The sequence below is a fragment of the Hydrogenimonas urashimensis genome (genome assembly GCF_016593255.1).
GTDB lineage: Bacteria > Campylobacterota > Campylobacteria > Campylobacterales > Hydrogenimonadaceae > Hydrogenimonas > Hydrogenimonas urashimensis.
This window is the reverse complement of sequence record NZ_AP023212.1, coordinates 616593-633047: the sequence shown is the minus strand read 5'-3', so window position 1 is coordinate 633047 and position 16455 is coordinate 616593. Positions and strand designations below refer to the sequence as shown.

Annotated in this window: 16 protein-coding genes; 13 read left to right on the top strand and 3 right to left on the bottom strand. The window is 55.0% G+C overall.

Going from position 1 to position 16455, the window contains the following annotated elements; all coding sequences use genetic code 11:
• Positions 1–30: 30 nt before the first annotated feature.
• The 12 genes from JMG82_RS03145 (at position 31) to JMG82_RS03090 (ending at position 13033) form a co-directional block, all read left to right on the top strand.
• Positions 31–1380 carry a multiheme c-type cytochrome gene (locus tag JMG82_RS03145; protein ID WP_201353487.1) on the top strand — a complete coding sequence of 450 codons (1350 nt, stop codon included), beginning with the start codon at positions 31–33 and terminating at the stop codon, positions 1378–1380.
• 364 nt (positions 1381–1744) lie between these two features.
• A complete protein-coding gene (locus JMG82_RS03140) occupies positions 1745–3628 on the top strand; it encodes a proton-conducting transporter transmembrane domain-containing protein (protein WP_201353486.1) in 1884 nt (627 codons plus the stop codon).
• Positions 3625–4545, top strand: coding sequence for a respiratory chain complex I subunit 1 family protein (locus tag JMG82_RS03135; RefSeq protein ID WP_201353485.1), 921 nt, complete (start codon positions 3625–3627; stop codon positions 4543–4545). Before JMG82_RS03140 ends, JMG82_RS03135 begins: the two co-directional genes overlap by 4 nt.
• A 273-nt stretch (positions 4546–4818) precedes the next feature.
• Positions 4819–5412 carry a hydrogenase gene (locus tag JMG82_RS03130; protein ID WP_201353484.1) on the top strand — a complete coding sequence of 198 codons (594 nt, stop codon included), beginning with the start codon at positions 4819–4821 and terminating at the stop codon, positions 5410–5412.
• Positions 5409–6824: a proton-conducting transporter transmembrane domain-containing protein gene (locus tag JMG82_RS03125; protein WP_236579174.1), complete on the top strand. Its 1416-nt coding sequence runs from the start codon at positions 5409–5411 to the stop codon at positions 6822–6824. Before JMG82_RS03130 ends, JMG82_RS03125 begins: the two co-directional genes overlap by 4 nt.
• Positions 6821–8188, top strand: coding sequence for a hydrogenase large subunit (locus tag JMG82_RS03120; RefSeq protein ID WP_201353483.1), 1368 nt, complete (start codon positions 6821–6823; stop codon positions 8186–8188). Before JMG82_RS03125 ends, JMG82_RS03120 begins: the two co-directional genes overlap by 4 nt.
• 12 nt (positions 8189–8200) lie before the next feature.
• Entirely contained in the window at positions 8201–8710 is a 510-nt protein-coding gene (locus tag JMG82_RS03115; protein WP_201353482.1) for an NADH-quinone oxidoreductase subunit B family protein, read from the top strand.
• Positions 8711–8826: 116 nt separating this feature from the next.
• Complete coding sequence (gene sufB, locus JMG82_RS03110) at positions 8827–10263, top strand: Fe-S cluster assembly protein SufB (protein WP_201353481.1); 1437 nt, start codon at positions 8827–8829, stop codon at positions 10261–10263.
• Positions 10260–11012 (top strand): Fe-S cluster assembly ATPase SufC, encoded by a 753-nt coding sequence (gene sufC / locus JMG82_RS03105; protein ID WP_201353480.1) that lies wholly within the window; start codon positions 10260–10262, stop codon positions 11010–11012. Before sufB ends, sufC begins: the two co-directional genes overlap by 4 nt.
• Positions 11012–12262, top strand: coding sequence for a SufD family Fe-S cluster assembly protein (locus tag JMG82_RS03100; RefSeq protein WP_201353479.1), 1251 nt, complete (start codon positions 11012–11014; stop codon positions 12260–12262). The genes sufC and JMG82_RS03100 overlap by 1 nt, the downstream gene beginning before the upstream one ends.
• Positions 12255–12683: a SufE family protein gene (locus tag JMG82_RS03095; protein WP_201353478.1), complete on the top strand. Its 429-nt coding sequence runs from the start codon at positions 12255–12257 to the stop codon at positions 12681–12683. The genes JMG82_RS03100 and JMG82_RS03095 overlap by 8 nt, the downstream gene beginning before the upstream one ends.
• Complete coding sequence (locus tag JMG82_RS03090; RefSeq protein ID WP_201353477.1) at positions 12680–13033, top strand: metal-sulfur cluster assembly factor; 354 nt, start codon at positions 12680–12682, stop codon at positions 13031–13033. The genes JMG82_RS03095 and JMG82_RS03090 overlap by 4 nt, the downstream gene beginning before the upstream one ends.
• On the opposite strand, the gene JMG82_RS03085 is transcribed toward JMG82_RS03090, so the two are convergent.
• On the bottom strand, positions 13030–14181 hold the full coding sequence (locus tag JMG82_RS03085) for a GGDEF domain-containing protein (protein ID WP_201353476.1): 1152 nt from the start codon (positions 14179–14181) through the stop codon (positions 13030–13032). The genes JMG82_RS03090 and JMG82_RS03085 overlap by 4 nt on opposite strands.
• 97 nt (positions 14182–14278) lie before the next feature.
• Here JMG82_RS03085 and JMG82_RS03080 point away from each other — a divergent pair, with 97 nt between their 5' ends.
• Positions 14279–14800 (top strand): PAS domain-containing protein, encoded by a 522-nt coding sequence (locus tag JMG82_RS03080; RefSeq protein WP_201353475.1) that lies wholly within the window; start codon positions 14279–14281, stop codon positions 14798–14800.
• 17 nt (positions 14801–14817) lie between these two features.
• On the opposite strand, the gene lipA is transcribed toward JMG82_RS03080, so the two are convergent.
• Both lipA and JMG82_RS03070 read right to left on the bottom strand, forming a co-directional pair.
• Entirely contained in the window at positions 14818–15678 is an 861-nt protein-coding gene (gene lipA, locus JMG82_RS03075; RefSeq protein WP_201353474.1) for a lipoyl synthase, read from the bottom strand.
• Positions 15659–16423, bottom strand: a complete 765-nt coding sequence (locus tag JMG82_RS03070) for a lipoate--protein ligase family protein (protein WP_201353473.1) — start codon at positions 16421–16423, stop codon at positions 15659–15661. Before JMG82_RS03070 ends, lipA begins: the two co-directional genes overlap by 20 nt.
• Positions 16424–16455: the final 32 nt, after the last annotated feature.

The window sequence follows — 16455 nt, the reverse complement described above, 5'->3', positions numbered from 1 at the left end:
TACGACAGTAACTGAATTTCAAGGTCACCCATGAAACAAATCATCATCGCCATACTTTTTACTATTCTTGGTGTCATGCTCGTATGGATTGTCTTCGAACCGAAAATCGCTCCCTATTATGTCCAGTTGACGAAGACACGGGTTGGGCTGAGTGCCGATCTGCAGCCGAAGGAGCAGAAAACTTCCCATTTCGTCGGCTCCAAAACATGTGGAAAATGCCATGAAGAGAACTATCGTGACTGGAAACATTCGATGCACAGCAGAATGATCCAGGATATCCGCAAAGATCCCGGCGTCGTTGTCGCCGACTTTTCAAAACTGCCCGAAGATGCCGATTTCACGCTCAAAGAGGCGGTCTATACGATCGGAAGCAAGTTCAAACAGCGTTACATGATTCCGGCGAAAATCGACGGAAAAGAGGATTTCAGACTGGGAAATTACCAGTGGAACGTCCAGACAGGAAAGTGGCAGCGTTTCAAACCCTGGAAATACTGGTACCATGACGCCTATCCCCATGACAATCGACGGTTCCCCACTTCCAACACCTGTGACGGCTGCCATTTCACCGGGTATATGTCAACAGGAAAAAGGGTGGAGCTGGCCATTGCATGCGAAAGCTGTCACGGTCCGGGATCCAAACATGCGAAAACCCCCGAATCTCCCATCTACAGGGCAAGTATGTACGATCCGATCCGTACCAACGAAGTCTGTCTGCAGTGCCATATGCGAAACCGAGACAATCGTCTTAAGACAAATCCGGACATCAAATCGCTCTGGATGAAGGCAAAGGATTATCCGGATGGTTACGAGCCGGGACGATCACTTATCGCTTTCAAAATGGCCGCTCCTTTCGTGCCGGGAAATGAAACCAAAGAGTTTTGGCCCAACGGCGCAGCCAAGAAAAACCGGACCCAGGGAAACGAATTTGTCAGAGACGCCATGTATCAGCACGGCATAACCTGCATCAACTGTCACGATCCTCATAGATTGAGCAATACGGCGAAAAAACCGGAAGGGAACCGCAGTTGCATGAAGTGTCACGGTTTCAACTCTCTCATCGGTCCCCATCAGGCGACATTGGAAGAGCATACCCACCATAAAGCCGATTCGAACGGGTCGCGTTGTATCGAATGTCATATGCCAAAAACCGGTCGCCATACGGGAAAATCTCCCCTCACGGTCCGATCTCACATGTTCCGTTTCGTGACGCCGGCGGAGACAGAAGCCTATGGCATGCCGCCGGAAACCAACGCATGTTACCACTGTCACAAAGAGAAATCACTTGAAGAGCTGCAGTCGGTAATCGACAAATGGGGAGAAGATCAGTGGGTGTCGCAGGAGGCGATCAGCCATTATATTTTAAATAGAGTCGATAAATGAGTTGTCATTCATTCATAGAGAGAGTATGAATGCCCAGATATCCATGGAATTTCGACCATCACTCAAAAAAAATTATGGTTAATTATCTTTTAAACAGTTTGGTTTTATAATTTGCCGATCATTTTAATATAGATGTTGTGCCGAATCTCCAAACAATTTGAATAAGAAATAACATTTATCGTACAAAGATCGGAGGGTATAACAAAACCGGAATACTCCCGTCCGATAGAAAAATTCTGGAAACGATATATTCTTGTTTACCACTTTCTATTAGCACGACATTTGGTTTAAATCCTGTTTTTTTCTGTCTGTCCGACGGCTCAGCCGCCGAACGTGATCAATTTCGTGTTCGGAGTTTCTGTCCATGTTCGTATTTGATACTCTTTCGCTGGTTTTCGTCTTTCTCATTCTGCTTGGCGTCGTGCCCAATCTTTTCTATACCTTCGGCTACCTTCCCCATATCGAGCGAAAAGCCCACTTCCTCATCCATTACATTACCTTCATTCTCTCCATGTTGGGGGTCGTGACGGCGGGTAATGCGCTGATGTTTCTGCTTTTTTGGGAGTTGATGAGCCTGACCAGCTGGCAGCTCATCCTCACCGAAGCGAAAGAGAAAAGCACGATCGACGCGGCGCGCTTCTACTTTTTCATGACCCATTTCGGTTTCGTTTTTTTGCTGCTCTTTTTCCTCATCGTCACCGACGGCGATTTGGAAGCGGGATTCGGGGCGATGCACGGGGTCGCCCACGCCTTTGCCTACCCGACGCTGCTCTTTTTCTTCCTGATACTTGGATTTTTGAGCAAAGCGGGGGCCGTGCCGCTGCATGTGTGGCTGCCCTACGCCCACCCCGCGGCGCCCAGCCCCGTCTCGGCGCTGATGAGCGGGGTAATGCTCAAAGTGGCGATTTACGGGATGTTTAGGTTTCTCTTCGATGTGCTCTACCCATGGCCGATGGAGTGGGGGGTACTGATCTTGGTCATCGGCGCGCTTTCCTCACTTATCGGGGTGCTTTATGCGCTGAGTGAACACGACATCAAAGCGCTGCTGGCCAACCACTCCATCGAAAACATCGGCATCATTCTCATCGGCTTTGGAATGGGGATGATCTTCGATGCGCTGCACCTGGACAAACTGGCGACCTTCGCTTTCATTGCGGCGCTTTTTCACACCTTCAACCACATGAGTTTCAAGTCGCTGCTCTTTATGGGGGCGGGCAGCGTTCTGCATGAGACCCATACCAAGAATATCGAGAAATACGGCGGGCTGATGAAGACGATGCCCGTTACCGCGCTGACCTTTCTGCTGGCCTCCGTCTCCATCTCGGCCCTGCCGCCCACCAACGGGTTTTTGAGTGAGTGGATGATCTTTCAAAGCATGCTGGGATCGCACGCCATCGACAATATGTCGTTGAAACTGGCTATACCTTTCGCCGTCTTCGCCCTGGCGCTCACCGGGGGGCTGGCCATCGCCTGTTTCGTCAAGGCGTACGGCATCACCTTTCTGGGGCTGCATAGAAGCGCCAACGCCCGCCACGCCAAAGAGGTCAACCGCCCGATGCAGACAGGCATGCTGCTGATGGCGGGGGTCGTCGTGTCGCTGATGCTCTTCGCGCCGGCATTCATCGGGCTTTTCGACAGGGCTTTGACGAGCCTTGGCCGATCGAGCGTCTATCAAGCGATCTTTCCTGATGGCATCTGGCATATCCATTCGGTGGGTATGCACGGCGGGGTCGTTTCGCCACTGATTTTGCTGGCGGCGCTGCTGCTCATCACGGGGCTGCTGTGGTTCGGTTACAAAGCGCTGGGGGTCAAAGAGCGGATCCACCGTACCTGGGCCTGCGGTTACCGCACCCATGCGCGCACCCAATATTCGGCCACCGGATTCGCCGGCCCTATCCGCCGTTTCTTCAACTGGCTCTACCGCCCCGAAGAGCACTTTGTCAAAGAGACGCTGGCGGGGCACGCCACCAAATTCGACCGTTCCAGTTACGACGTGCATGTCAAACCCCTTTTCGAGCGCTCTTTGTACGCCGGCACGGTGGCGCTGGCCAACCGTATCAGCTACTACGTCTACCGCCTTGCCCACTTCGAGCAGACCCGCTACGCGGCGATGATCTTCAACCTGATGCTGTTGGTGCTCTTCAGCTACCGCATCTTCGCCCACCAATTCAGTTGGGCCACGTTTGCCTTGGAGTCGGTGGTGATGATCATCACCGTCAAAGTGCTCATTATCGGAGAGAAGTCATGATCCTCTACCTTACGACCCTGCTTTTGCTGCTGGCACTGGCGCCGATGCTTATGAGTTTCATGAAAGCGCTGAAGATGTGGCTGCTCTTCAAACGCCCTGTTTCGCTGCTGCAGGGCTACCGCGACTTTTCCAAGCTTTTGACCAAGGAGACGATCGTCAGCCAGGAAGCCGGCGCCATCACCCGCGCAGCCCCCTTTCTGGTCCTCTCTCCCTTACTGGTGGCGCTCTTTTTTCTACCGCCATCAGTCAAAGGCGCCTACTACGTCAGTTTCGTCGATGCCTTCACCCTGACCGGCCTCATCGCCCTTTCGGCTTTTTTTTTGATGCTGCTGGGGTTGGACAGTGCCAGCAGTTTCGGGGGTATGGGCTCCAGCCGTGAAGCTTTTATCGCGGCGCTGGTGGAGCCGGCCATGGTGCTGACCATTTTCAGTGTTTCGATGATGGCGGGCGATCTGGGGGTGGGCCAGGCGGGGGTCAACCTGGCCGAACACTTTCCCAAAGCGCACATGGCCAGCTACCTTTTCGCCGCCATCAGTTTTTTCATTTTGCTCATCGCCGAAAACGGGCGCATCCCGGTGGACAACCCCGAAACGCACCTGGAGCTGACGATGGTGCATGAAGCGATGATACTGGATATCACGGGGGTTTATCTGGCCATCGTCGAGACGGCGGCGTCAGTGAAGTTCGTCATCTTCGCCTCGCTTTTTGCCTCACTCTTTATGCCCTTTGGGCTGAATCTGCCTATACCTGCGGCGTTGGGGGTTTTCGTGCTCAAACTCTTCTTCGTCGCGGCGGCGGTGGCGCTGGTGGAGGTCAACACAGCCAAACTGCGCCTGTTCAAAGTGCCCAATTTGCTTGGCATCGCCATCGTTTTCGCCTTTTTGTCCCTCATTACCTTCTATGTGTTGGGAGCTTGATATGGGCGCCTTTAAAAACCCTACGCGGTCTCAGCGTGACAGCAAGCGTCACAATCAAGGCGCCGCGACGCAGGACTGGCCGAAGCCAATTCAAGGAGCGGCAACGCCGAGTGTGGCGCTTGCTGTCACGCCCTACGGGAGGGCTTTTAAGGCACGATCTTTCCTCCGTTTTCATCTTGACTTAGCTACGGCTAGGCCTGCGCTGAAAACGAAGAAAATTTCATGCCTTCAAAGCCCTCTGAGATCCACGCAGGGTTTTTAAAGGAGCCCATAATGGAAAATTTTCTCATCGGCCTTTTTCTCGCCACACTCATCGTCGCACTCTTCACGACGCGGCTCTATCGGCTTTTGATGTGGTATTCGCTCAACTCCCTGACCCTGGGGGCGCTGGCGCTTCTCATCGGCAGCCGGCTCGATGACGGCGCCATGTTGATTACCGGTGTCGCGACGCTGGTGCTCAAAGCCGGCCTCATTCCCTGGGTACTCAAAACTCTCTCCCGCCGCTTCGCGCTGCGCCGCCAGATTCTCCCCAACATCAAGACCCAATACGCCATCATGCTGGTGCCCGCCATATTGGTTTTCACCTTCTACCTTGCCGAACCCATCGGCCACATGGTCACCGCCGACGCCAACAATGTGGCCATCAGTATCTCCTCCTTGTTTCTGGCGCTTTTGCTGATGATGGAACACACCAACATCGCCCCCAAAATCGTAGGCTTTTTGATGATGGAAAACGCGCTCTTTCTGCTGGGAACGACGGCGACGGAGGGGATGCCGATGCTGGTGGAGCTGGGGATCTTCTTCGACCTGCTCATGGCCATTGTTGTCATCAACCTGCTGCTTCGCCGTGAGGAGGCGGCGTCATGATGCTTTCTGTGTTGCTACTTCCTGCGTTTATCATGTTTATCGCCAGTTTCTGGCGCACCCCCAACGCCCGAAAGGTGCTGCCCATTACCTCGGTGGCGATTCTGGTGCCGATCGTGGAGCTTTTCCGTCTGCCCAAACCCTACGCGTTGTGGCGCGATTATCTTGTCGCCGACGATTTGAACACTTACATTCTGCTGGTCAGTTCCGTGGTGGGCATCGGCGTCACATTGGCCCTTCTGACGCTGCAGAAACATGTGGAAGTGAGTGAAAAGGCCTACCGCCGTTTCTACCGTTTCTTCGCCCTTTTCTGGGTGGGGCTCATCTTCTCCATCCTGGCCAACCACATGGGGATCTACTGGATCGGCCTGGAGATGGCGACCCTTTCGACCGTGTACATGATCAAAACCAACGACACCCCCGCCGCCCACAAAGAGGCATGGAACTACATGATCGTCGGTGCCATCGCCATTTCGCTGGTGCTTTTTGGCATCATCCTCATCTACGCCTCCGCCAAACCGACGCTGGGAGAAGATGCCATGCTCTTCAGCGCGCTGCAGAGCCGCACCGACGTTATCCGCGCGCCGTTTTTGTTCGAGATGGGCTTTGCGATTGCGACAGTGGGAATGTTCGTGAAGATGGGATTTTTTCCCATGAACCTCTGGCTGGCCAACATCGAGCGTGCCTCCTTCTATCCGGTGGCGGCGCTTTTCAGCGGAATTTTGGAGAGTGCGGTGATGGTGGGGTTCTTCCGCTTCAGCCGCATCGCCGATAGCGTCAACCATGCGCATCTCTTCTTTTTCGTCTTCGTCTATGCGCTGCTGACACTCTTCATCGTCGCCTTTCTCATCTACCGCACCAAAGATTTCATGCGCCTCTTTTCCCTTTCGGGCATCGAGCACATGGCACTCATCGCGCTCTTTTGGGTCAGCGGCGGCACCTTTGCGGCACTGCTGCATTTCGGTGCCCACGCCTTTTTGAAGCCCGCGCTCTTTCTCTCCACCGGTGTGCTGGAGTCCCAGGGGCGCTACCATATCGCCGGCGCGCTGCGGGGGTACAAGGGTATCAAGGGTACGCTCTTTTGGTTTCTGGTGTCGCTGTTCATGCTGGCGGTGGTTTCCCTGCCGCCCAGCCCGATGTTCTTTTCGGAACTCTATGGTTTTAGCGCCATGATCGACGCGGCGAAGCAGACCCACCATCTGCCGGCGATGATCGGGGCGATCGGACTGCTGCTGGTGTTGCTTTCGGTCATCTTCTACCGCTTCGTCGCCATCTACCAGTCCATGAAATATGAAGGCGAAACGGTGGAAAAACAGGTCTATGCCAGTGAATTGCTGGCGCTGCTGCTGTTTGCGGTGGCACTGGTGCTGCTGCTTGCGCCTTCGGGATTGGCTTTTTTAAGGAGTGTGGCATGAGACTGATCGCCCGTTACGCCATCGACCGTGGCGACGCCATCGAAGTGGTCACCCGCTACGACGAAACATCCGAATCGGTGCATCTGGATGCGAAGGCTCCCGCCATTTCTACCATCGCCACGACCCATCCCGCCGCCATCTGGTTCGAACGCAAACTGAGCGACGATTTCGGCATCTTCATCGAGGGGGCGTTCGACCGCAGGCCGCTGGTGCACCATGAGCGTTTTCCCAAAAATCTTCATCCGATGCAAAAAAGTTTTGCGCAAAACACCCTCGATTTCGCCGAATTCACCCCCTACAAATTCGAAGCGGTCGGCGGAGACGGGGTGTTCGAAGTGGCGGTGGGGCCGATTCACGCGGGCATCATCGAACCGGGCCATTTCCACTTCTCCCAGGCGGGCGAAGATATGCTCCACCAGGAGGTGCGCCACTTCTACAAATACCGCGGCATCGAAAAGATGGTCGAGGGGATGAAGCTGGCGGAAGCGAAACCGATCATCGAGCGTATCAGCGGCAACGAAAGCGTCGCCTACCAGATCGCCTGGCGCGATATCGCCGCGCAGGCGGCCGGGGTGGAGGTGCCGCTGCCGCTGCGGCGGTATCACGCCTTTTTGTTGGAGTTGGAGCGCTTCATCCACCACTGGATCGACCTGGGGTTCATCCCAAACGACGCGGGATTCGGCGCAGCGCTGGCTTATGCGTCGCGGCTGGCCGAAGAGGGGCGGCGGATGATGGCGTCGCTGAGTGGCCACCGCTTCGGATTCGGTGCGGTGACTTGGCGAAAACAGCGCATCGAAACCAAGCCCATTTTGGCCTGGCTGGAGCGGATGGCCAAAGAGGCGGCATGGTTCGAGGAGTGGATTATGGATATTCCCTCCCTGTGGGACCGCCTCGACACCACCGGGCGTCTGCGGCACGAAAAGGCGGTCAAATACGACTGCGTCGGCGTCGTCGCCCGCGCCGGCGGTGTGCCGGTGGATGTGAGGATGACCCCCTTCTACATCGAGCACGGCTACCGTATGCAGACCCGGGCGCACGGTGATGTGGGCGCCCGCTTCAAGGTCCGCCTCGCGGAGGTGAAAAACAGCCTCGAAATGATGCACCGCTTTTTGGAGCGTGACGCATTTTCGATGGAGGTCTCCTTTGCGAAAGAGGGCCGTTACGAAGCCTTCGTCGAAAGCTCCCTCGGAGAGCTCTATATGATGGTGGAGATCGAAGATGGCGCCATCGACCGCTTTTTCGCGCGTGATCCCAGTTTCATCAACTGGCAGGCCCTGCACCTGATGATGCCGGGCAATATCATCGCCGATTTTCCCCTCATCAACAAAAGCTGCGACCTGAGTTATGCGGGAAACGATTTGTGAAAAAGGATTGATATGCTCAGATTTTGGGAAAAGCGGGCACTGACGGGTGTCGTGACGGAACATCGGGGATTCGAAAACGACATCGCACAGATTCGGTCGGCACTGAAGGATGAAGTCAAAAAGCGCTTCGCCGGGTCCCTGGCGATCCGTATGGTCGACAGCGGCAGTTGCAACGCCTGCGAAGCGGAGTGCAACGCGCTTTCCAACCCCTTATACGACCTGGAGCGGTTGGGTATCCGTTTCGTCGCCTCCCCACGTCATGCCGACGTTATGCTGCTCAGCGGTGTGCTGACTTTCAACATGTACCATCATGTCATGGATGCCTGGGAGCAGATTCCCGAACCCAAATGGTGCATCACCCTGGGCGACTGCCCCGTGATGCAGGCGCCCTTTCGGCAAAGTTTCGCCATCAAAGGCCCGGCCGAAGCGCACCTGCCGGTGGCGTACCACATTCCGGGCTGCCCCCCGAGCCCGGAGGTGATCATGCGGGGATTGCTGGCGTTTTTGCGCTCTCTTGATTAGAAGTGCCCTCAATTTGACATTCCCCCTCCATTGTGCTAAAAATAAAACAGACAAAAAGTCTCTGATTTCTTAACTGATAGTGACTAATGCGTAACATGAGTTAAAAGGACGTAGAAATGGCTGAAAAAGAGCTTGAAAAAGCGGTGGCCGGCGAGTATGGTCTGGGTTTTGAGATCGACATCGAAGAGGAGACCGTGCCGCCGGGGTTGGATGAAAACGTCATCCGGTTCATCTCCAAAAAAAAGGGAGAGCCGGCGTGGATGACCAAGCTTCGGCTCAAGGCTTACGAGAAATGGAAAACGATGGAAGAGCCCCACTGGGGGCATCTGGAGTACGAGCCCATCGACTACCAGTCCATCAGCTACTTCGCGGCGCCCAAAAAAGGGGTCGAGAGCCTGGATGAGGTGGACCCCAAGATTCTGGAAGCTTACGAAAAACTGGGCATCCCCCTGGAGGAGCAGAAGCAGTTGGCGGGGGTCAAAGTGGCGGTGGATGCGGTGGTCGACTCCGTATCGGTGAAGACAACTTACCAGAAGGAGCTGCAGGAGAAGGGGATCATCTTCTGCTCCATTTCCGAAGCGATCCACAACCACCCGGAGCTTGTGAAGAAGTACATGTTCAGCGTCGTGCCGATGAACGACAACTTCTTCGCCGCGCTCAATTCGGCGGTCTTTACCGACGGCACCTTCGTCTACATCCCCAAAGGGGTGCGCTGCCCGATGGAGCTTTCGACCTATTTTCGCATCAACGCCATGAACACGGGGCAGTTCGAGCGGACCCTCATCATCGCCGACGAAGGAAGCTATGTCAGTTACAACGAAGGGTGCTCCGCCCCGATGCGCGACGAAAACCAGCTCCATGCGGCGGTGGTGGAGCTCATCGCCCTGGAGGGGGCAGAAATCAAGTATTCGACCATCCAGAACTGGTACCCCGGCGACGAAGAGGGCCGAGGCGGCATCTACAACTTCGTCACGAAGCGGGGGCTTTGCGAAAAGAACGCCAAAATCTCCTGGACGCAGGTGGAGACCGGTTCGGCCATCACCTGGAAATACCCCAGCTGCATTCTCAAAGGGGACAACAGCGTGGGCGAATTCTACTCCGTGGCCGTCACGACCCTCGCGCAGCAGGCCGACACGGGCACCAAGATGATCCATCTGGGCAAAAACACCAAATCGACGATCATCTCCAAAGGGATCAGTGCCATGAAGGGGCAGAACACCTACCGCGGATTGGTGAAGATCGGCTCCAAAGCCACGGGCGCGCGCAACTACAGCGAGTGTGACAGCCTGCTCATAGGTGATAAGTGCGGCGCCCATACCTTTCCTTATCTGGAGAGCAGGGACGCCCACGGGCAGATCGAGCACGAGGCGACCACGACGAAGATCAGCGACGAGCAGCTTTTCTACCTGCGGCAGCGGGGCATCTCGGAAGAGGATGCGGTGAGTATGATCGTCCACGGCTTCTGTAAAGAGGTCTTCAGCCAACTGCCGATGGAGTACGCCGTCGAGGCGAAAGCGTTATTGAATCTGACACTGGAAGGGAGCGTAGGATGAGCGAATTGATGAAGATAGAGAATCTGCATGCCAAAATCGGCGAGAAGGAGATCCTTAAGGGATTGAACCTTAAGATCGAAGAGGGCAAGGTCCATGCGATCATGGGGCCCAACGGGGCGGGCAAATCGACGCTCAGCAAGACGATCGTGGGCCATTACGACGTGGAGGTGACGGAAGGGAAGATCCTCTACAAGGGAGAGGATATTACCGGTTGGGAGCCCGAAAAGCGGGCACTGGAAGGGATTTTTCTCAGTTTCCAGAACCCGGTGGAGATTCCGGGGGTCAACAACGCCTACTTTCTGCGCACCGCCGTCAATGCACGCCGGGCCCATCTGGGACTGCCGGAGCTCAATGCGGCGGAGTTTTTGCGCCAGATGAAGAAGTACCTGACCCAACTCGGTATGAAAACGGAGATGATCAACCGCTCCCTCAACGAAGGCTTCTCCGGCGGGGAAAAGAAGCGCAACGAGATTTTGCAGATGATGATGCTCCAACCCGACCTGGTGATTCTGGACGAGATCGACTCTGGCCTGGATATCGACGCTTTGCGTTCGGTTAGTGAAGGGATCAACAAGATGAAAGACGGCAAACGCAGTTTTCTGGTCATCACCCACTACAGCCGGATTCTCGACTATATCCAGCCCGACTACATCCACGTTCTCAAAGACGGAAAGATCGTCAAAACCGCCGGCATCGAGCTGGTTGCCGAACTCGAAGAGAAGGGTTACGGCGCCATCGGAGAGGCGTGATGAGGCCCCTGGATCTATCAAGCCTGGATGCCGGTGCCATCTTGCAAAGCTGCGGCGCACCTAAGGGGCGCGAGAAGGCGGCGCAGTGTCTGGCCAAGCTGGGTATTCCCACCAAAAAGAGCGAAGCCTACCGCTATTTCGACCCCCGCCCCCTGATTGAGAGGGAGTGGGAGCGGGTCGTTAACAGCCAGGTCAAGCCCGAACGCGCCAATGCGCTGGTCATCTGCGACGGGGTGGTCACCGAGGTTCCCGGGAGCGACGCGGTGGAGGTCGAGATAACGGGCGGCGGTGCCGTCGATGCCGGCCATTTCGACCCGCTCTACTACCTGGGGCATCTGCTGGCGCTGCGTACCGTCGTGGTCCGCTTCAAGCGCGATGCGAAGGTGCGGATCGTCCACCGCTTCAGCGAACCGCAGAAGCTGCTCGCCTACCGGCTGGAGGTGCGCCTGGAGCCTCATGCCAACGTGCAGGTGGAGGAGCGCTTCGAAGGGGATGCCCCGGGCGCTTTCGTGCTGCAGGGGTGGGACCTTGTCATTGGCGACTACGCCGCTTTGAAGTGGATAGGGCAGCAGACGCTTTTAAAAGAGAGCCATACCCCCGTTTTCTCCCACGATGTTCAAATCGGTAGGGGTGGGTACCTGGGACTGCACACCTTCGACTACGGGGCAGGACGGGGGTTGCAACCTCTGAAAGTGACCCTGGCGAAGGATGCGGAGGCCAGGGCTTTCCACCTGATCTACGCCGAGGGCGGGGCACAGCGGGGGATCGTCTCACAGATCGTCCATGAGGGGAGCTACTCTCTCAGCACCCAGCGGGCCAAGACGATTCTCGGCGACGAAGCCCGGGGCATCTTCGATGCGCTCATCAAGGTTGATTCCGGCGGCAAGTACGCCAAGGCCCACCAGAATTCCAAGGCGATCCTGCTGAGTGACGGCGCCTACATGGCCGCCAAGCCGCAACTGGAGATCTATATCGACGAGCTGGAGGCGAGCCACGGGGCGACGACGGGGCAGCTGGACCCGGAACAGCTCTTCTATCTGCGGGCCAGGGGCATCGCCGAAGCGGAGGCACGAAAGATGCTGATACTCGCCTTCGCCAACGAGATGATCGACCTTATCGAAGATGAAAATCTGCGCAACCGCCTCTACGGGGAGTTCGAAAAGGTCTATTACGGCGAAAGCCATGTCACTTGCCTGGAAACCTGCCACGGATGCCAGGAGAATCTCATGAAGGAGGAGAACCATGGCTGAGAGTATAGAAGCCACCATCGCCCGTTACAAGGAGGATTTCGACCTCTTCGAGACGCCGGAACAGAAGATCGAATATATTTTCGACCTGGGGAAACGGCATACGACCCTGCCTGCCGAACTGAAAAACGACGACACCTTCATTAAAGGGTGCGCCTCGCCTGCCTGGCTGGCGGCCGAATGCAAAGAGGGCAGACTGCACCTGCGGGGTGAAGGGACCAGTGAAATGGCCAAAGGGATGCTCACGCTTTTGCTGGACATTTTCAACGACCGCTCGCCCGACGAGATTTTAAAGTTCGACCCGGCAAAGTTGCAGGAACTGGGAATCGTGGAGCTGCTTTCGCCCGTGCGGCAGCAGAGCCTGGAAGCCTTTTTGAAAAAAGTCTACGACTACGCCAAAGCGTGTAAGGAGGGGAGATTATGAGCAAAGATCCCAGAGAAATGACGCCCGAAGAGTCCGAAAAACGGCTCGTCGAAGAGCTTAAAAAGATTTACGACCCGGAAATTCCGGTCAATATCTACGACCTGGGCCTCATCTACGATGTCAAATGCGAAAAAGACCCCGTCAGCCGGCTCAATCGGTGCAAAGTGGTCATGACCCTCACCTCCGCCACCTGCTCCATGTCCGAAGTGATCGTCGACCTGGTCCGCTCCATCCCGTCGCGCATCGAAGACCACTCCATCGAGGAGGTGGAGGTGGAACTCACCTTCGACCCGCCCTGGGATCAGTCGAAGATGAGCGACGAAGCGAAACTGCAGATGGGGCTGCTTTAAGCGCTCTTTTTGATGGGGCATATGACTCCGTCGCTGTAGAAACAGACACGGTTTCGCCCCCGTTTTTTCGCTTCGTAGAGGGCCTGATCGGAAGCCCTCATCAATTGTGATATGTCGTCACCGTTTTGTGCTATCGCGATCCCCACGCTCAGCCTGAAATCAATCTTTTCCTTTCCCGTGACAGTGAAGCGGCGGCATTCGGCCTGCTGTCGGATGCGCTCCGCCACTTCAACCGCTTTCTGCTCGTCAGTATCGGGAAGAATGACGGCGAATTCCTCTCCACCGATACGTGCAGCGAAATCCATCTCCCTGATTTCACGGCGCAGCAGTTTTGCCACTTTTTGTATCACCACGTCACCTGTCGGATGGCCATACGTGTCGTTGATCTTTTTGAAATGGTCGATGTCGATCATAAGCAGAGAAAAAGGTTCGCCGCCGCGTTGGAAGCGCTGCCACTCTTTTTCCATGTATCGCATGAAGTAGCGGCGGTTGTATAGGCCGCTGAGCGTATCGGTGTAGGACATTTTCTGGAGCCTCTTTTCCAGTTCGTACCGTTTTTTGTATTCGTTGGCATAGAAATACTGGATAATAATCGCCAAAAAGGCGGCGGGCCAGATGAGTACGGCGTAATTGAGATGCTCGAAGCCCGGTGCCCATCCCGCCAAGGCCACCAGATGGGGAACCAGCGCCGCCATGAGAATGAAAACGATGTTGGATCGCAAAGAAAAAGGCTGCAGTGCCAGTGGTGGAAGAAGCATATAGTACATGAAACCGCCGATGCCGTAAACCATGCCCATATGCAGGTGGGTGAGGATTTTGACAAACGCAACTTCCGTTACCAGAATGACACCAATCAGAAGAGAACTGAGAAATCTGAAGTTTCGGATGTTTTGAAACAACCACGGAACAGGCAAAAAGACGAAAAACACAAGACGCAGCCATACGGTTTGTACGGCTCCCACGGGATCGATCACGTAGTCCCAGACCCAAAGACCGCTGCCGATGAGGGTGCCGAGTAGAAAAAGCCTGCTCGCGAATGCTCTGTGATCGTCCAGCTTTTTCTGCAACAGCGCCTCATCCTCCTGCAGCCAATGAAAAGGCAGAGAGTTTTTCAGCTTCTGTTCTATCGTTTTGCGAATCTTTTTCATATATCAACTATATCGGCACTTTTGCCTATGATATTGATCAACAGGGTTACAAGCAAAAAAAGATATAATCCGTTTATCAGAGCAATCAGGAGAAATGATGGATATCACATTCGATATGTTCATAGAGACGGAAGTACCGGAAGACCAGGTGATCATTTCCAGAACGGATCTAAAAGGTATCATTACCTATGTCAATGACACCTTTGCCGAAATTTCGGGCTACTCTCCCGAAGAACTGATTGGAAAGCCGCACAACATTCTCCGCCACCCCGATATGCCCAAATCCGCATTCAAAGAGATGTGGGAGACCATCAAAGCGGAAAAGACGTGGGAAGGGTATGTGAAAAACATGCGCAAAGACCGGGGATACTACTGGGTCTATGCCGTCATCTCCGGTGTCTACAAAGAGGGCAAAGTGGTCGAATACAAATCGATCCGTTCGCCTGTTCCCAGGACAAAACGCATCGAAATGCAAAGAGTCTATGACGAAATGCGGCGAAAAGAGGGCGAGAATGTCCGCAGCGTCATGTACCTTTCTGTCGAGACCTACGAGAAACTTAAAGCACGCGCCGATTCGGAAGAAAAAAGTGTGGAACGACTGATCGACGATATTGTCTGAGTGAAATCCGACAATGTTTAGCACCCGCCTGAGAGATACTCATGGGCCATGTAGCTGCTACGGGTATAGGGGGAGCTTTTGATATAGCGATATCCCATGGCCTCCCCTTCCGTGCGATAAAATTCAAAAAGAGAGGGGGCGACATATTCGACCACGGGCGTATGCCGCGGGCCGGGAGCCAGATACTGCCCGATGCTGAGGAACCGACAGCCTGTTTTTAGAATATCTTCCATCGTCTTTAAAACCTCCTCTCTTTTTTCACCGAGTCCCAGCATGATGCCGCTCTTGGTCGCCATGGCGGGATTGGCCGCATGCAGTTTTTGCAGGACGCGCAGGGAACGTCCGTAATCGGCTCCTTTGCGAATGTGATAGAGGCGGGGAACCGTCTCGATATTGTGCCCTACGATTTCTGCACCGCTTTGTGCAACGGCACGGATGGCCTCTTCGTTTTCCTGAAAATCGGGAACGAGCAGTTCCACGACGATTTTGCTGTCCCTGGCTTTGATGGCCCTGACTGTCTCGCAAAAATGTGCAGCGCCACCGTCGCGGAGGTCGTCGCGTGTCGGACTCGTGACGACGACATGGCGCAGACCCATCTTGATGACGGTATCGGCCAGTCGCTTCGGTTCGTCGGGATCGGGCGGGAAGGGTCTTTTATTCGTGACATTGCAGAAGGTACAGCCGCGGGTACACAGATGGCCGAGTATCAGAAAGGTTGCCTCTTTTTTGGAAAAGCACTCGCCGATATTGGGGCAGAGCGCCTCCTGACAGATAGTACGCAATCCCCCCTCCACAAGCATCGCTTCGACCTCTCTGAGGGTGCTGGGGGTGATCTTTTTGCGCAGCCATGGTGGTTTTCTAAGCGGGTTCGTTTGCATGAAGATTCCAACTCTCCTGACTGTATTTGCGGGCATAGAGCTCTCTGGCAGCCGTCTCTTCGCGCTTTGTGAGGCCCCCTGTCAGAAGCCTGGCGTCAAACGTGGCCGCAAAAGTTTCGATCAACTTTTCCATCAAACTCTCGACACCAAGAGTAATTCCGGATTTTCGCAGCGAGGCGGTTTCATCCAGTCCGGACTCTTTGAGAAAAAGAGGTTTGAAAAATTCTCCCTCATACCACAGCGGAATGGAACCGTGCTGCAGCATCGCTTCACGGCCGTGCCGCTGCGCGTTTCCCCCGATTTTCATGCCGTCGATGACGATATCGTAGGCTTCATGTCCTGCGAGGCAGATCCCAGAACCGCTTTCGGGCACTCCCGCCTCGGCGGCGAATGCCGCCGACAACCCCAGTCTTTCGTAAAATTCTATCAGAAAACGGCAAAGATGGCGGTAACACCCTTTCACCCCAAGCTCTTTCGAAAACGACGCGGGGACGATCAGCGCATAGGATATATCACCTCCATGTACCAGAATGCCGCCCCCTGTAATGCGTCGTGCGTAGGAGAGTCTTTTTTGTTGCAGCAATCCCATTTCGATGAGATCCTCGATACGGCTGAATCGGCCGAAACTCAATGCGCGTTTCCACCGGTAAATGCGTAGCACAGGAAGGTCGCCGCTTTTGAAACTGCGCAACAGCGCTTCGTCTACCGCCATGTTCCAGGGCGCGGAGAGTGTTTCCCTATCCATTATCAGCCGCCATGTTTTCATCGGATCGCTTC

What these genes read in the sequence shown, in the direction of transcription:
- JMG82_RS03145 (WP_201353487.1), top strand. Translation starts at nt 31, where the DNA reads ATGAAACAAATCATCATCGCCATACTTTTTACTATTCTTGGTGTCATG.
- JMG82_RS03140 (WP_201353486.1), top strand. Translation starts at nt 1,745, where the DNA reads ATGTTCGTATTTGATACTCTTTCGCTGGTTTTCGTCTTTCTCATTCTG.
- JMG82_RS03135 (WP_201353485.1), top strand. Translation starts at nt 3,625, where the DNA reads ATGATCCTCTACCTTACGACCCTGCTTTTGCTGCTGGCACTGGCGCCG.
- JMG82_RS03130 (WP_201353484.1), top strand. Translation starts at nt 4,819, where the DNA reads ATGGAAAATTTTCTCATCGGCCTTTTTCTCGCCACACTCATCGTCGCA.
- JMG82_RS03125 (WP_236579174.1), top strand. Translation starts at nt 5,409, where the DNA reads ATGATGCTTTCTGTGTTGCTACTTCCTGCGTTTATCATGTTTATCGCC.
- JMG82_RS03120 (WP_201353483.1), top strand. Translation starts at nt 6,821, where the DNA reads ATGAGACTGATCGCCCGTTACGCCATCGACCGTGGCGACGCCATCGAA.
- JMG82_RS03115 (WP_201353482.1), top strand. Translation starts at nt 8,201, where the DNA reads ATGCTCAGATTTTGGGAAAAGCGGGCACTGACGGGTGTCGTGACGGAA.
- sufB (WP_201353481.1), top strand. Translation starts at nt 8,827, where the DNA reads ATGGCTGAAAAAGAGCTTGAAAAAGCGGTGGCCGGCGAGTATGGTCTG.
- sufC (WP_201353480.1), top strand. Translation starts at nt 10,260, where the DNA reads ATGAGCGAATTGATGAAGATAGAGAATCTGCATGCCAAAATCGGCGAG.
- JMG82_RS03100 (WP_201353479.1), top strand. Translation starts at nt 11,012, where the DNA reads ATGAGGCCCCTGGATCTATCAAGCCTGGATGCCGGTGCCATCTTGCAA.
- JMG82_RS03095 (WP_201353478.1), top strand. Translation starts at nt 12,255, where the DNA reads ATGGCTGAGAGTATAGAAGCCACCATCGCCCGTTACAAGGAGGATTTC.
- JMG82_RS03090 (WP_201353477.1), top strand. Translation starts at nt 12,680, where the DNA reads ATGAGCAAAGATCCCAGAGAAATGACGCCCGAAGAGTCCGAAAAACGG.
- JMG82_RS03085 (WP_201353476.1), bottom strand. Translation starts at nt 14,181, where the DNA reads ATGAAAAAGATTCGCAAAACGATAGAACAGAAGCTGAAAAACTCTCTG.
- JMG82_RS03080 (WP_201353475.1), top strand. Translation starts at nt 14,279, where the DNA reads ATGGATATCACATTCGATATGTTCATAGAGACGGAAGTACCGGAAGAC.
- lipA (WP_201353474.1), bottom strand. Translation starts at nt 15,678, where the DNA reads ATGCAAACGAACCCGCTTAGAAAACCACCATGGCTGCGCAAAAAGATC.
- JMG82_RS03070 (WP_201353473.1), bottom strand. Translation starts at nt 16,423, where the DNA reads ATGGATAGGGAAACACTCTCCGCGCCCTGGAACATGGCGGTAGACGAA.